13 protein-coding genes are annotated in these 14,993 nt (G+C 74.5%); 8 read left to right on the forward strand and 5 right to left on the reverse strand.

What is annotated here, in order from left to right:
* Positions 1–5: 5 nt before the first annotated feature.
* Complete coding sequence (locus AB0L74_RS14355) at positions 6–998, reverse strand: DUF6397 family protein (protein WP_365650424.1); 993 nt, start codon at positions 996–998, stop codon at positions 6–8.
* A gap of 128 nt (positions 999–1,126) precedes the next feature.
* Positions 1,127–1,540 (reverse strand): roadblock/LC7 domain-containing protein, encoded by a 414-nt coding sequence (locus tag AB0L74_RS14360; RefSeq protein ID WP_365650426.1) that lies wholly within the window; start codon positions 1,538–1,540, stop codon positions 1,127–1,129.
* A 105-nt stretch (positions 1,541–1,645) separates the two neighbouring features.
* Here AB0L74_RS14360 and AB0L74_RS14365 point away from each other — a divergent pair, with 105 nt between their 5' ends.
* A complete protein-coding gene (locus AB0L74_RS14365) occupies positions 1,646–2,074 on the forward strand; it encodes a PPOX class F420-dependent oxidoreductase (protein WP_365650428.1) in 429 nt (142 codons plus the stop codon).
* Positions 2,075–2,312: 238 nt separating this feature from the next.
* Entirely contained in the window at positions 2,313–2,912 is a 600-nt protein-coding gene (locus AB0L74_RS14370) for a class I SAM-dependent methyltransferase (RefSeq protein ID WP_365650431.1), read from the forward strand.
* Positions 2,913–3,065: 153 nt separating this feature from the next.
* Here AB0L74_RS14370 and AB0L74_RS14375 read toward each other — a convergent pair whose 3' ends face one another.
* Entirely contained in the window at positions 3,066–3,962 is an 897-nt protein-coding gene (locus AB0L74_RS14375) for an oxygenase MpaB family protein (RefSeq protein ID WP_365650675.1), read from the reverse strand.
* Between the two features lie 105 nt (positions 3,963–4,067).
* On the opposite strand from AB0L74_RS14375, the gene AB0L74_RS14380 reads away from it, so the two are divergent.
* The 3 genes from AB0L74_RS14380 to AB0L74_RS14390 all read left to right on the forward strand — a co-directional run bounded on the left by AB0L74_RS14380 (position 4,068) and on the right by AB0L74_RS14390 (position 7,206).
* Positions 4,068–4,364: a hypothetical protein gene (locus AB0L74_RS14380; RefSeq protein WP_365650434.1), complete on the forward strand. Its 297-nt coding sequence runs from the start codon at positions 4,068–4,070 to the stop codon at positions 4,362–4,364.
* A gap of 146 nt (positions 4,365–4,510) precedes the next feature.
* On the forward strand, positions 4,511–5,389 hold the full coding sequence (locus AB0L74_RS14385; RefSeq protein WP_365650437.1) for a hypothetical protein: 879 nt from the start codon (positions 4,511–4,513) through the stop codon (positions 5,387–5,389).
* A gap of 419 nt (positions 5,390–5,808) precedes the next feature.
* Complete coding sequence (locus AB0L74_RS14390; RefSeq protein ID WP_365650439.1) at positions 5,809–7,206, forward strand: tannase/feruloyl esterase family alpha/beta hydrolase; 1,398 nt, start codon at positions 5,809–5,811, stop codon at positions 7,204–7,206.
* 4 nt (positions 7,207–7,210) lie between these two features.
* On the opposite strand, the gene AB0L74_RS14395 is transcribed toward AB0L74_RS14390, so the two are convergent.
* Positions 7,211–7,393 (reverse strand): hypothetical protein, encoded by a 183-nt coding sequence (locus tag AB0L74_RS14395; RefSeq protein WP_365650442.1) that lies wholly within the window; start codon positions 7,391–7,393, stop codon positions 7,211–7,213.
* Between the two features lie 358 nt (positions 7,394–7,751).
* Between AB0L74_RS14395 and AB0L74_RS14400 the strand changes: the two genes are divergently transcribed.
* Both AB0L74_RS14400 and AB0L74_RS14405 read left to right on the forward strand, forming a co-directional pair.
* Positions 7,752–10,532, forward strand: a complete 2,781-nt coding sequence (locus tag AB0L74_RS14400) for a DEAD/DEAH box helicase (RefSeq protein ID WP_365650445.1) — start codon at positions 7,752–7,754, stop codon at positions 10,530–10,532.
* Positions 10,529–11,806 carry an SWF or SNF family helicase gene (locus AB0L74_RS14405; protein WP_365650448.1) on the forward strand — a complete coding sequence of 426 codons (1,278 nt, stop codon included), beginning with the start codon at positions 10,529–10,531 and terminating at the stop codon, positions 11,804–11,806. The genes AB0L74_RS14400 and AB0L74_RS14405 overlap by 4 nt, the downstream gene beginning before the upstream one ends.
* Positions 11,807–12,141: 335 nt before the next feature.
* On the opposite strand, the gene xylA is transcribed toward AB0L74_RS14405, so the two are convergent.
* A complete protein-coding gene (xylA, locus tag AB0L74_RS14410) occupies positions 12,142–13,308 on the reverse strand; it encodes a xylose isomerase (protein ID WP_365650451.1) in 1,167 nt (388 codons plus the stop codon).
* A gap of 203 nt (positions 13,309–13,511) precedes the next feature.
* Between xylA and xylB the strand changes: the two genes are divergently transcribed.
* Positions 13,512–14,957, forward strand: coding sequence for a xylulokinase (gene xylB, locus AB0L74_RS14415; RefSeq protein ID WP_365650454.1), 1,446 nt, complete (start codon positions 13,512–13,514; stop codon positions 14,955–14,957).
* The last annotated feature ends 36 nt before the right edge of the window (positions 14,958–14,993 follow it).

A 14,993-nucleotide genomic window follows, 5' to 3' on the forward strand; every position in this document is an offset into this window, starting at 1 on the left:
CGGACTCACGAGCCTCTGCGGCGGAACCAGCTCAGCACACGGCGGGTCCGTTCGGGGCCGGGGCGCCCGGGTGGCCGGTGCCGTGGTGCCGGGTGGGACGCGGTGGGCCGCGAGGCCGGCCGCGGACAGGCCGGCTCCCGTGCCGGACGGTGTGCCGCCGGTTTCGGCGCCGGCCGGGGGGCCGGCCGCTGGTCGCGGGCGACGGCCAGCTCGCGGAAAAGTTCTGCCTGGAGCCACTCGATCTCCTGCGGGTCGTCCGCCGTCGCGATGTCCGCGGCGATCCGCGCGGCCGGGGAGCCGGGCGAGCCGTGCCCGGGAGGTTCCCTCCGGAGGCGGTTCAGGTGGGAGCGCTCGTAGGGGTCCCGCACGGTCCGCGAGAGGTGGACCGCATCGAGCAGTGACGCCACCGCCGCCGCCCGTGCCCAGGGGTCGCGGGCCTGGCGCAGCATGAATCCCAGATGCCGCCCCCGCCAGGCGCGGGGGCGCAGGTCCAGGCCCGTGTCCAGCCGCGTCCGCTGTTCTTCGGGCAGACGGCCCTCCAGCAGCGGGGCGTTCCGCCGGTCGGCCGCGAACTGGCGCAGCTCGTCCGCCAGATAGAGCCAGACCACCGCCCGGTAGCGGTTGACGTAGAAGGTGACCGGTGTTAGAAGGCCCAGGCGGGCGAGGCGGGTGAACCGGGCCTTGGCCACGCCCATGAGGGCCGCCCCCCGGGTGGTGCCCACGGTGCTCACGCTCTCGCGCAGGGACTGCGGGAAGCCTTCCTCGCCGCGGAGCCGCTCGATCTCGGTACGCGGGACGTGCCGGCGGCCGGCGCCGTCGGGGACGGTGCGGACGCGTCCCAGGTGGACGGCGATGTCCAGCTCGCTGGGTTTCACGCCGAGTTCACGCGCCGCGTTGCTCCGCGTGATCAACGCCGGCGGCCCGGCCGGAGTGGGCCGGGCGTCGGCGGTTTGCTCGGTGGCGGCCGGGTTCTGGTGCGTTGCGGTGTTGCCGGACATGATCGTCTCCCCCGTGGAGTGTACGCGTCGGCGCCGTCTGCGCCTGCGCGCTCACACACAGTAGCCGCTTGCCGGTCCCTGCCGGTGAGCCTGTGGAAAACTCCACGGGGGCGGGGTGAACGCCCAGGTCAGAGCTCTCTGCTGGGTGTCCGCTCGGGCTGGCGGGCGTCCACGTCCAAGTGTTCCCCCACCCGGTTCACGAGCAGCGTCATCTCGTACGCGATCTGCCCGATGTCGGCGTCCGCCCCGCTGAGCACGCACAGGCAGCTGCCGCTGCCGGCCGCGGTGACGAACAGCACCGCGTCGTCGAACTCCACCATCGTCTGACGTACCCGGCCGGCGCCGAAGTGGCGGCCCGAGCCCTTCGCCAGACTGTGCAGTCCGGAGGAGATGGCGGCGAGGTGCTCGGCGTCCTCGCGCCGCAACCCCGTACTCGCCCCCGTCACCAGTCCGTCGTTGGACAGCACGAGTGCGTGCCGCACATGCTGCACGCGCTCGGTCAGGTCGTCCAGCAGCCAGCCGAGTCCCCGATTCTGCGCCATGGTCCTGTCTCCCCGTGTTTTCCCCGTGCGATATCTCCCCCTGAGCGGAGGGGTCTGCCCGCCAGCCTTCCCCACGGCCGGGCTGCGGGCAAGGAGGATGGGGACATGGCACAGAAGATGACCGACGAGGAATGGCGGGCGTTCGTCTCCTACGGCACCCGCACGGCAAAGCTCTCGACCGTCCGCGCGGACGGCGGTCCGCATGTGGCGCCGGTCTGGTTCCTGCTGGACGGGGACGAGGTGGTGTTCACCACCGGCAAGGACTCGGTGAAGGGGCGGAATCTGGCCCGTGACGGCCGGGTCGCCCTGTGCGTGGACGACGACCGGCCGCCCTTCGACTTCGTCGTGGTGCACGGCCGCGCCCGGCTGTCGGAGGATCTCGGCGAGATGCGGCACTGGGCCGCGCGCATCGGGGCCCGCTACATGGGCGGGGAACGCGCGCAGGAGTTCGCCGCCCGTAACGGCGTCCCGGGTGAACTCCTGGTACGCGTCACCGTCGACAAGGTCGTGGCGCACAAGGGCGTGGCGGACTGAGGTCGGGTGGGCCTCCGGGCGATCCTCGGTCAGCCCACCGAGTCGAGCGGCCGGGCGGTGTGTGCCCCCCGGTGTGCCCGGCGAGGTGATCAGCGCCTCCGTCCCCCGGCGCGGGACCGCCTGTCGCGCGGCACCGCGGGGTCTCCCCGCCGAGGTCGCTCGCGCGGGAGACGTCCCGGGAGCCGTGGCGGCGGACGTTCCCGTGCCGGTGGGACACCGGTGCGGGATCATGCGGAGCATGAGCGACGACCACACGCACGTCCAGGAGTTCTTCACCGCCCGCGCCGCCGACTGGGACAGCCGGTTCCCCGACGACGGCCCCGCCTACGCGGCCGCGGTGGCCGCGATCGGCCTGCGCCCGGGGGACCGCGTGCTCGACGCGGGCTGCGGCACCGGACGGGCCCTGCCGCCCCTGCGGGCGGCCGTGGGACCGACGGGCGTGGTGATCGGGGCCGATCTGACACCGGCCATGCTGGACGCCGCGGTACGGGCCGGGCGGGACCGGGACGGACGGCTGCTGCTGACCGATGTCGCCGCGCTGCCGTTGCGCTCCCGCTCGCTCGACGCCGTGTTCGCGGCGGGTCTCGTGGCGCATCTGCCCCATCCGGCGGAGAACCTGCGGGAGTTGGCCCGTGTGGTGCGCCCCGGCGGGGTACTGGCCCTGTTCCACCCGATCGGCAGGGCCGCCCTCGCGGCACGGCAAGGCCGCCGGATCACACCGGACGACCTGCGCGCCGAGCCCCGTCTGCGGCCCCTGCTGGCCGGTGCGGGATGGCGTATGGCGTCGTACGTCGACGAGGACGCGCAGTTCCTGGCGCTGGCCGTCCGCGAGGAGTGAGCCGGCCGCGGACGCCCCCGTCCGGCGGGCATCCTCACGCTCGCGCGCGCCATCCCCGCGCCGGTCCCCGCCGGCCGGGACGGGCCCTCGGCTGGGCGTCGGAGCGGGTCCTGGTCTCGCGCCGGGCCCGACCGGCCGGGACGGGCCCTCGGCTCACTCGGCCGCCGGCCCGCCGACGTGGCGTACAGGACAGCCCCGTACGCCCGGTACCGGACGGGTGCCGAGCTCCTCCAGCCGGTAGCCGTCGGGATATCCCTTGATCTCCCAGTTCTGCCGGGCGTAGTGCGGGCCGCGCCGCGGCGGCATCAGGCGCACCGCGCGCCCCCGCAGCCGTACCGCGCGGCGCACCCACGCACGCGTCGCGGGGCTCGGCGGGGTGTAGCGGAAAGCGCGCAGGAGGGAGTCGTCGAGCAGCGCGAAGATGGCGGTGCGCAGCACGGGGGCGAGCGGGCGCGGGTACCAGGAGGTCATCAGGTCCAGCGTGGCGTCGGCGACGCGGCGCCCCCCCTCGTCCCAGCCGAAGTGGGCCTCCTCGTAGGCGTCGAGGCAGGACTCGAACTCCTCGTAGGACTCGGGGATGTCCCTGATCCCCATGTGCCGTCCCAGCGTGCGGTAGTGGACGGCGGACGCGATGGTCTCGTGGCGGGACAGCCTGCGCCATCCGTAGGCGTCGATCCACCGCTTGGGCGTCACGACGAACGTGCACAGGACGTAGCGCATGTCGTCGTTGCCGATGTCGTAGCTGCGGTGCATCTGGTTGATGCGGCGGATCGCCGTGCGGCCCTGTTCGCTGGCGAATCCGTGCTCGACGACGGCGTCGAGGAGCAGGGCGGTGTCGTCGTACCGTTTCTGCGAGCGGTCGGTGAGCTCGGCCGTCTCGGCGAGCAGCCGGCCGATGCCGGGGACGGCGTACGTGCGGTACAGGGCCAGTTCCAGGGCGCGGGTGACGTCCCAGGGGAACTCGTAGGCCGACATGAGGCGGTAGATCTCCGACGCCTCCCGGTATGGATCCATCCGCCGGATCTGTTCCAGCCGCTCGAAGCGCTTCACCGCACCCTGCCCCTTCTGCCGCCCGGCCTGCAACTCTACGTTGAGAAGCAGCAGATGGTGGATCCGCCAGGACGGCAGCACCCGTACAGGGGGATGGTGGTCGGCATGTTCGGCAGGGTGGGCAAGGCCTGTAGCAGAGTCCTCGGCGCCTGGCGCGCGGAGGCGGCGCCGGAGCCGGACCGGCGGGCGCACAACCTTTTCGAGGCCGCCGCGGCGTATGTGTCGGCGGGCGTGGAGGACGACCGGGAGCGGGTGGACGAGGCGGCGGGCTGGGTGTCGCCGGAGGCACTGTCCTTCGGGGTGAACGAGCTGGCGTGCCGGGCCGTCCTCGCGCTCGCGCGGGAGCGCGGCGAGTCTCCCCGGACGGTGGCCCGCTCGCTGCTCGGGCTTCCGGGGGCCTGACTCCGGCCGGTTGCCGACGGTGGCCGGCCGTTTTGGCCGCGTCCGGCCGGGAAATCGCGGCTCCGCCGGGATCGGGCCTGGTGACAAGCGCCTTCCGGCCGCACTAGGGTGCCCGCCGTTGGTCGAACCGATGGGGGGAGGCTGGGATGTCCGGGACGGATGAGAACGCCGTCACCGCCGCGGACGACGCGCTCTATGTGCTGACGGCGGTGCTGCTGACGCCGGCGGCGTTTCCGAGCGTGCTGGGCGACGACTACCCGGAGGCGTGCGCGGCGCTCGGCCTTCCGCCGCTGGCCGACGGGTACGGTCTGGTGTTCGGGCAGGACGGTGACGGCGCCCGGTGGACGGTGGCCGTCGACGACGTGTCGCTGGTCGCCGTCGCCATCGCGTCCTGGGACTGCGGCATGGAGTACGACCTGTCGCCGGACGGGCGTTCGGTCGTCGCCGCTCTGCCGGGCTGGCCCGTCGCCGTCGCCGTGGCGGCACCGGGGGTGCCGGCGCCGCACGATCCGGACCCCGGGGCCGCCGGCCGCCCCGCGCTGTCACCGCCGGACACCGACAGCTGGGGGCCTGCCCAGCGGCGTCTGGGCGCCGACGAGATCGCCCTCCAGTGGTCGCTGTGGCGGCAGCGGGTCGATGCCGCGAACGTCCCGGTGCCGGACGACGGTTCCGCTGCGGCGGACGTCCCGGTCCAGGACGACGGTTCCGTCGCCGCGGACGGCTCGGGGCAGGGAGGCGACGGCCGGGCCGCCACCGGCCGCCGAGGGGTGCGGCGGGCCCTCGCGGAGGCCCGGGCGTACCTCGACAGCCCTCCGCCGCTCGGCCGGGTGCGGTCGGCGTTCGCACCGGGCGAGGCGCGCACCCTGCGCGCCGACGGTCCCGGCTGGTCGCTGGTGGCCAGGACCGACGACATCGCCTTCGTTCTGCTCGACGAGGAGCCCGGAGAGGTGCTGCCGGTGCTCCGGGGTTCGGAGCTCCCGGGCCTGCTCGAAGCGCTCGACAAGCTGGCCGTGCGCCCGAGCTGAGGCCGGGCTCCGGGGAGTCCCGCACCCTGCCCTCCGGGGAGTCCCGCACCCTGCCGTCGCCGGCCCCCGAGCACGGGTCGGCGACAGGCAGGGCGCGAGGCCCGGACACACCTCAGTGGTCGCGGGCTCGACCGGCCGGCCGACGGGGACGGAGCACCGCGCCTTCCCGGGCCTGGTCGGCAGAGTTTCCGCACGCCGCCGGTACACCGGGGAGCATGTCTCCGGCCTGGAAATCCCCCGCCCCGTTCCTGTCCCCTGTCTTCAATCCCCATACCGCGGCCTTGCCGCCTGTGTTCCCCACCCATGGATGGGGGTGCGACAGACCCACATCATGAGGCGACCCACGCCCACGGCTCAGCTCCTGCCCTCAGCCCTCCGCTCCTTGCAGCCGTGCCGGTCCCTCTCCGTTGGAGGCCCTGATGCATCTCACCCGCGGTGTTCCCTGCGCGATCGCCGCTCTCGTCGCGGCCACGCTCACCGGCCCGGCCGCGGCCGCCAACACGGCGGGCGGTGGTGGTGGTGATCACTGCGCACGCCAGGAGCGCGTCCGCGTGCCCGGCGCGGCCCTGCAACGGAGTGCCTGCCTGCCCGACCTGACGACGGCCGGTCTCGCGGGCACCCCGTACACCGACCTGGCCGACCAGGCCGGACTGACCGCGAGCGCCACCCGGACTCCGTCCGGGGTACCCGGCATCCAGGTCGACGGCTACTTCCCCGACACCTCCCGTTTCAACGCCACGCACGGCTGGCGGCACGACGCCCAGTTCGTGATCCGGCTGCCGGACCGCTGGAACGGCGGCCTGGTGGTGACCGGCGCTCCCGGCACGCGCAAGCAGTACGCCACGGACAAGGCGATCTCCGACCGGGTCCTGGCGCAGGGCTACGCGTACGCGGCGACGGACAAGGGCAACAACGGCGCCGACTTCTACCGGGACGGACAGCGGCCCGGTGACGCGGTCGCGGAGTGGAACACGCGGACCACGGAGCTCACCCGGGCGGCCCGGCGCGTGGTCGCCCAGCGCTATGGGCGCGCGCCTCGCCACACCTACATCACCGGCATCTCCAACGGCGGCTATCTGACTCGCTGGCAGTTGGAGAACCAGCCCGAGCTGTACGACGGCGGCGTCGACTGGGAGGGTGCCCTGTGGTCGGTACGGGGCTCCAGCCTGCTGACGTCCCTGCCCGCGACGGTGGCACGGATGCTCGGCACGGCCCGGGACGAAGACCTGTACGCGGTGGGATTCGCCCGTGGCTCCGAGTTTCTGTGGCCGTACCACGAGAAGACCTACTGGGGGCTGACGCAGAAGATCTACCGCGCCGAGTTCGACCCCGCGTATGACCCCGGCTGCCCGGGCCCGTCCGCCGGGACCACGCCGGAGCGGATTCTGGCGCCGTGCCCCGCCGACGCCACGTACGACTACGCGTCGCGCCCCGCGTCCGTGCACCGGGCCCTGGCGCGGGTGGCGCTGACCGGACGCATCGGCAAGCCGCTGATCACAGTGCACGGTGACCTGGATGCCTTGCTGCCGAAGGCGGCCCACTCCGATGTGTACACACGGATGATCGACCGGAGCGGGCGGGGCGGGCTGCACCGCTCCTACACGATCCGAGGAGGAACGCACGTCGACGGGCTCTACGACACGTATCCCGACCGGCTGCGGCCGATCCTGCCGTGCTACCGCTCGGCTTTCGACGCGCTGACCGGGTGGGTGGAACGAGGCACCCCACCGCCCGCGGACCAGACGGTCGGCAGGCCCGCGGACGGTGACCTCGTCAACAGGTGCGGCCTGGGCGGCACGGCCCCGGCGCCGCGTTAGCGGCTCAGCGGCCGAGCTGCCTGCGGCGGGCGCGGCGCAGCCTGCGCCGCTGCGAGGGGTCCAGCGCGAGGTACGCGGCGGCCGGGACTCCCAGGACGATCAGAAGCGCGGCCCACCAGGGCAGCCAGATCAGCAGGATGATCCCGGCCGCCACGCCCCCCGCGGCGATCTTGGTGTTCTTCGACATGGCGTCGCCTCCTTCGCGGCCCTTGCCGCTGTCTGTTCTGAAAAACGGGACCGCGCTTCCCGCAGTTCCGAACCGCGACCCTGAGACATCCCTGAGGTGTGACCCCGCATCGCCCCTGAGAAGCCCTCGGTGACTCCGTCGCGCAGGAGGCGCCCGGACCCACCCTCCCGCACAGTGAGCCACCCCACACCCGCATCCCGCCCGAGAAGCCCAGCAATCCTGTACCCTCGGCCGTCACGACCCCACTAGTCAAATTTGAGGAATGGTCATCGCCGCGCAGACGACTTCCCCGGCACCACGCCACGAGACACCTCCCGCACCTCACCCGCAGATTTCCGGACTCTCCCGGTGCTGCGCCGTGTTCCTGCCCGCTGACCCGGCCCGCACCGGCGCCGTCTCCTTCTGGCGGCCGGACGGCGGGCCGCTTCCGGCCGTCCCGCCGGGGTTCGCGACCGAGCTGACGGTCGTCGTGCCCGCCGGCGACGGCGTCGAGCCGGTGCGCGTCCCCGCGGTCTCGCTGCCGGTACGCGCCGCCCTTCCCGTCCTCACGCGCGCGCGTGCCTGCGGGTACGGACACCGCGCGGCCGTGTTCTGGGGGACCGTCGCCGTGCACGCCCTGCGCCTCGTGGCGCGCGGGCTGCTGCTGCCCGGGCTGACCCGGGACGACCACGACGCCTGGCGCGCGGGCCCGCTGGGCGCGGAGGACGCCGGGCTGCTCCGCCATCTCGCCGCCGCGATGCCGCCGGAAGCACACGCCGTTCCGGTGGGCGACGCCCTGCCCGCGCGGCTGCCCGACCCGGAGGGGCTGGTGCGCGCCTTCCTCGACGCCGTGGCCGACACCCTGCCCCGCTCCCCCGCCGCGCCGCTCGCGGCCGGCGGGCCCGCCTACGCGGCGCCGGAGCCGCGTCGCCTGCCGGGGCTGCGGGCCTGGGCGGACGAGGTCGCGGCCGAACACGACGCGGGAGTGCGCCTGTCGCTGCGGATCGAGGTGCCCGGTCTGACGGCCGGCGGCATGGACGGCGCCGCGTTGTCCTTCCGGGCCGTGCCTCAGGTGCACAGCGTCCGGGATCCCGCGCTCGTCGCGGACGCCGCCGAGGTGTGGGCCGGCACCGCGGGCGACGCCTTCGGGTCGCACGCGCGGATGGCCGCCCTGCGCGCTCTGGGCCGCGCGGCGCGGGCCTGGCCGCCGCTCGGCCCCCTGTTGTCGGCCGCCGTGCCGGACGCCGTCGAACTGGCCGATGAAGAGGTCGGCGATCTGCTGGGAGCGGGCGCCCGGGCCCTGGCCGGTGCCGGGGTCGAGGTCCACTGGCCACGGGAGGCGGCTCGCGGCCTGACCGCCCGTGCGGACGTCGGCCCCGGTCCGGGCCACGACGCCGCCGGAGGGCCGTCGTTCCTCTCCGCCGACGCGCTGGTCGCCTTCCACTGGCGGTTCGCACTGGGCGACGAGCGGCTCACGCGGGAGGAGCTCGACCGCCTAGCGGAAGCCAACCGTCCGCTCGTGCGGCTGCGGGACCGGTGGGTTCTCGTCGACCCCGAGGAGGCACGCCGCGCCCGCGCACGGCAGGACCGCGAGGTGACGGTCGTCGACGCGCTCGCCGCCGCGCTGACGGGGTCGGCCGAGGTCGACGGCCACCAGGTCGAGGTACGGCCCACCGGATGGCTCGCGGCCCTGCGGGACCGGCTCGCCGAGCCGGAGGCACGGCAGCCCATGGAGCAGCCCGCCGCCCTCGCCGCGACGCTGCGGGACTACCAGCGCCGGGGCCTGGGCTGGCTGGTCCGCATGACGTCGTCGGGCCTGGGCTGCTGCCTCGCCGACGACATGGGCCTCGGCAAGACGGTGACGCTGATCGCCTTGCATCTGCACCGGCAGACCGACGCGTCGGCCGCCGGGCCGACCCTGGTCGTCTGCCCGGCCTCCCTGATGGGCAACTGGCAGCGGGAGACCGAGAGGTTCGCCCCGGGCACCCGGGTGCGCCGCTTCCACGGCACCCGGCGCGACCTGGAGCACCTCGCCGACGGCGATGTCGTCCTCACCACGTACGGCACGATGCGGCTGGACGCGCCGCGACTCGCCGAGGTGCCCTGGGGCCTGGTCGTCGCGGACGAGGCGCAGCACGTGAAGAACCCCTACTCGGCGACGGCGCGGCAACTGCGCGCCATCGGCGCACGCGCGCGCGTGGCGCTCACCGGCACCCCGGTGGAGAACAACCTGTCGGAGCTGTGGGCCATCCTGGACTGGACGACCCCGGGCCTGCTGGGCCCGCTCGGCACCTTCCGCAGCCGGTACGCAGCCGTCGAGAGCGGCCGGGACCCGGCCGCCGCCCAGCGTCTGGCGCGGCTGGTGGGGCCGTTTCTGCTGCGGCGCCGCAAGTCGGATCCCGGGATCGCGCCCGAACTGCCGCCGAAGACCGAGACCGATCACGCCGTGTCGCTCACCACGGAACAGACGGCGCTGTACGAGGCGGTGGTGCGCGAGGCGCTCGCGGAGATCGCCGGCGCCGACAGCATGGCGCGGCGCGGTCTGATCGTGAAGCTGCTGACCGGGCTGAAACAGATCTGCAATCACCCGGCGCAGTACCTCAAGGAGGACCGTCCGGTGATCCCCGGCCGGTCGGGGAAGCTGGAGCTCCTGGACGAGCTGCTCGACACGATCGTCGCCGAGGGCAAGAGCGTGCTGGTGTTCACCCAGTACGTGGCCATGGGACGCCTGCTGGAGCGGCACCTGGCGTCCCGGGGCACGGCGTCGCTGTTCCTGCACGGCGGGACGCCCGTCACCGAGCGGGAGACGCTGGTCGAACGATTCCAGAGCGGCGAGGCCCCCGTATTCCTGCTGTCGCTGAAGGCGGCGGGCACCGGGCTGAACCTGACCCGCGCGGAGCACGTCGTGCACTACGACCGCTGGTGGAATCCGGCCGTCGAGGCGCAGGCCACCGACCGCGCCTACCGCATCGGCCAGACCCGCCCCGTTCAGGTGCACCGGCTGGTCGCGGAGGGGACCGTGGAGGACCGTATCGCCGCCCTGCTGGACCGCAAGCGGGAACTGGCCGACGCGGTGCTCGGCTCGGGCGAGGCGGCGCTGACCGAGCTGACGGACGCGGAACTGGCCGAACTGGTGGAGCTGCGGGAGGGGACGCGATGACGGCGACGACCGGGTACGACGGTGAGACGGAGCGCACGTTCACCGCGCTGCCTCCCGCGCGGGGGCGGGGTTTCGCCGAGACGTGGTGGGGCCGCGCGTGGCTGCGGGCGCTGGAGGACACGGCGCTGGACGCCCAGCAGGTCAAGGCGGGCCGCCGGCTCGCGCGCGCGGGTGCGGTGGGCGCGGTCTCCGTCCGGCCGGGACGCATCACGGCCGTGGTCCGGGACCGGGACGGCACGGCGTACCGGGCCGACGTGCTGCTGGAGGAGCTGTCCGGTGAACAGTGGGACCGCTTCGCCGACATGGCCGCCGAGCGGGCCGGCCACGTCGCGGCGCTGCTGGAGCGCGAGATGCCGCCGCACCTCGTCGAGGACGCGGCGGCGGCCGGGGTCGACCTGCTGCCGGGCATGGGCGACCTGGAACCGGAATGCGGCTGCGGTGCCTGGGACCACTGCGGGCACACGGCGGCCCTGTGTCACCAGGTGGCGCGGCTGCTGGACCAGGATCCCTTCGTTCTGCTGCTGATGCGGGGACGCGGCGAACAGGCCGTGCTGGACGCGCTCCAGGCGCACAGCCGCGCGGCCGTCGGCGAAGAGACGCCCCGGCCCGAGGGCGTGGACGCCGCCGAGGCCTACGCGACGGGGGCGTTGCTGCCGGCGCTGCCCGCTCTGCCCGAGCTGCCGCAGGGGCCGGGCGTGCCACCGTCCCTGGAGACCGGCGCCGCGCCCCCGCCCGGGGTCGACACCGGCGCGCTGGCCCTGCTGGCCGCCAGGGCGGCGGCGGAGGCGCACCGGCTGCTCGCCGGGGCGCTGCTGCCCGGGCACGCGGAGAGCGCGCCGGAGGCGGAGCTGACGGTCGCTCAGGACGCGGTACGGCTGGCCGCGGGCGAACCGGAGGCGTCCGTGGCGGCTCGCCTCGCCGACGGGACGGGGCGGGACCGGGAAGCCATGTCCGCGGCGGTACGCGCGTGGCGGCACGGCGGTGCCGCCGCGCTGTCCGTGCTGGAGGAGGAGTGGGCGGTGGAGGGCGAAGCGCTGGCACGCGCACGTACCGCCCTGGAGTCGGCGTGGGACGAGGACGAGCGGCCGTCGCTGCGGGCGCGGGCCAACCGGTGGACGGTCGTCGGCACGCCCCACCAGCTCCGCCTGGGCCGCGACGGCCGCTGGTGGCCCTACCGCAGGGAAGGAGACCGCTGGCTCCCCGCGGGAGACCCGGCCCACGACCCCGCGTCGGCCCTGGCCGCGCCCGGACCGGGGGCGGGGGACGAGCTGTGACGCCGTAGACCGGTGACCGCCCGCGGCGGGACCCGCCGGCCGTGCCGTCGGCCGGCGGGACGGCCGGAGGCGGAAGCCGTCGGCCGGTGGTCCCGGACGACGACCCTCCGGGACCACCGAAGGCACGACAGGTAGAGCAGATACATCAGGCACAGCAGGCACGATCGGCCGCCGGCGGCCACCGACCGGCCCGGCGTGTGCCCGCGCGGGGGCCCGGGCACACGCCGGGCCCCCGCGCGGACGTCCGCGGAACCCGCCGCGGGGGCCCGGTCGCGCAGGCCGCCGCCCGGTCGGGCACGCACGACCGGGCAGCGGCGGGCGGTGCCCCGCGCGGGTCAGCCCCGCGCCCCCAGCAGGTGGTCCATCGCGAGCTGGTCGAGGCGCTCGAAGGCCATGCCGCGGGCGGCGGCGGCATCGACGCCGAACTCCTCGTAGGCGGTGCGGTCGGCGAGCAGGGCCTGGAGCCCGTCGGCGGCGGTGGGCTGCGCCAGCTCGTCCAGGCGCGCGGCCCGCAGCGCCTCCTGCACCTCGGGGTCGGCCCGGAAGGCCGCCGCGCGCTCCTTCAGAATCAGGTAGTTGCGCATGCAGCCCGCCGCGGACGCCCACACGCCGTCGGTGTCCTCGGTCCGCGGCGGCTTGAAGTCGAAGTGCCGCGGCCCCTCGTATCCGGCGCTCTCCAGCAGGTCCACGAGCCAGAAGGCGGCCCGCAGGTCACCGGCGCCGAAGCGCAGGTCCTGGTCGTACTTGATGCCGGACTGGCCGTTGAGGTCGATGTGGAACAGCTTGCCGGCCCACAGCGCCTGCGCGATGCCGTGCGGGAAGTTCAGCCCGGCCATCTGCTCGTGGCCGACCTCCGGGTTGACGCCGTACAGCTCCGGCCGCTCCAGCCGCTCGATGAACGCCAGCGCGTGTCCCACGGTGGGCAGCAGGATGTCACCACGCGGCTCGTTCGGCTTCGGCTCGATCGCGAACCGCAGGTCGTAGCCCTGGGAGGTGACGTACTCGCCGAGCAGGTCGAAGGCTTCCTTCATCCGGTCCAGCGCCGCGCGGACGTCCTTGGCGGCACCGGATTCGGCGCCCTCCCGGCCGCCCCAGGCCACGTACACCTTCGCGCCCAGCTCGACCGCCAGGTCGATGTTCCGGATCGTCTTGCGCAGCGCGTAACGGCGTACGTCGCGGTCGTTCGCGGTGAACGCGCCGTCCTTGAACACCGGATGCGTGAAGAGGTTGGTGGTGGCCATCGGCACCTTCATGCCGGTGGCGTCCAGCGCCTGCCGGAACCGCTTGACGATCGCCTCGCGCTCCGTCTCCGAGGAGCCGAACGGGATCAGGTCGTCGTCGTGGAAGGTGACGCCGTGGGCGCCGAGCTCGGCCAGACGCCGCACGGTCTCGACCGGGTCCAGGGCCGTCCGGGTGGCATCACCGAAGGGGTCCCGTCCCTGCCAGCCGACGGTCCACAGACCGAAGGTGAACTTGTCGTCGGGAGTGGGCTGGTAGTTCATGGCGCGGCTCCTCGCTCGTTCTACGACTATTTCGTCATGGCCGTTTACAAATTAGTATGCTGCACGCGTTCCTGGGAAGAGACGCGCTGTCTCCGAAGGAGTGATGTCTGGATCGTCCCGGTCGGGGACGTTCGCAGAGGGCCGGGGACCCCCACGGGGCCCCGGATCAGATCCCGCTGAGCCGCGGAAGAGGGAGAAGCCCGATGTCAGCAGCCGAGGGTCCGCTCGTCGTGGGCGTGGACTCGTCCACCCAGTCCACCAAGGCGCTGGTCGTCGACGCGGCCACCGGACGGGTGGTCGCGAGCGGCCAGGCGCCGCACACCGTGTCCTCCGGGGCCTGCCGCGAGAGCGACCCCCGCCAGTGGTGGGACGCCCTGTGCGAGGCCCTGCACCAGTGCGGGGACGCGGCGCGCGAGGCCGCCGCGGTGTCGATCGGCGGGCAGCAGCACGGCCTGGTCACCCTGGACGACCAGGGTGTGCCGATCCGCCCGGCCCTGCTGTGGAACGACGTGCGGTCGGCACCGCAGGCCCGCCGGCTGACCGAGGAACTGGGCGGCGCGAAGTTCTGGGCCGAGCGCACGGGACTCGTCCTGGCGACGTCGTTCACGGTCACGAAGTGGGCCTGGCTGACCGAGAACGAGCCGGAGGCGGCCCGCGCCACCAGGGCCGTACGCCTGCCCCACGACTACCTCACCGAGCGCCTGACCGGGCAGGGGACCACCGACCGCGGAGACGCCTCGGGCACCGGCTGGTGGGCGTCCGGCACCGAGGCGTACGACGAGGAGATCCTCGCGCACGTGGAGCTCGATCCGGCGCTGCTGCCGCGTGTGGTCCGGCCCGGCGAGGTGGCGGGCACCGTACGCGACCGTCAGGACCTGCCGCTCTCGGAGGGCACCCTGGTCGCGCCCGGCACCGGGGACAACGCGGCCGCCGCGCTGGGGCTCGGGCTGCGCCCCGGCATGCCGGTGATGAGCCTGGGCACGTCGGGCACGGTGTACGCGGTGTCGCGGCACCGGCCCACCGACCCGACCGGCACCGTGGCGGGCTTCGCCGACGCCCGCGGCGACTGGCTGCCCCTGGCCTGCACCCTGAACTGCACACTCGCCGTCGACCGCGTCGCCGCCCTGCTGGGCCTGGACCGCGAGGCGGTCGAACCCGGCTCCAGCGTCACCCTCCTGCCCTATCTGGACGGCGAGCGCACCCCGAGTCTGCCGCACGCCTCCGGCCTGCTGCACGGTCTGCGCCACGACACCACCCCCGGACAGGTGCTTCAGGCGGCCTACGACGGAGCCGCCCACTCGCTGCTCGGCGCGCTCGACCTGGTCCTCGACGAGGACGCGGATCCGTCCGCGCCCCTGCTGCTGATCGGCGGCGGCGCCCGCGGCACGGCCTGGCAGCAGACCGTACGACGGCTGTCCGGGCGACCGGTCCAGATCCCCGAGGCCAGGGAACTGGTCGCGCTCGGCGCCGCCGCGCAGGCGGCCGGTCTGCTGACCGGAGAGGATCCGGCCGCGGTCGCCCGGCGCTGGAACACGGCCGCCGGCCCGGTGCTCGACGCGGTCGAGCGGGACGAGGCGACGCTGGCCAGGATCGCCGGGGTAGTCTCCGACGCGGCCCCGCTGCTGGAGCGGGGCACGGACACCCAGTGACCATCCCGGACCCGCCGCCGACGGGGACGGGGCCGC

This window comes from Streptomyces sp. NPDC052020 (assembly GCF_040680575.1).
In the GTDB taxonomy this organism is placed as follows: Bacteria; Actinomycetota; Actinomycetes; order Streptomycetales; family Streptomycetaceae; genus Streptomyces.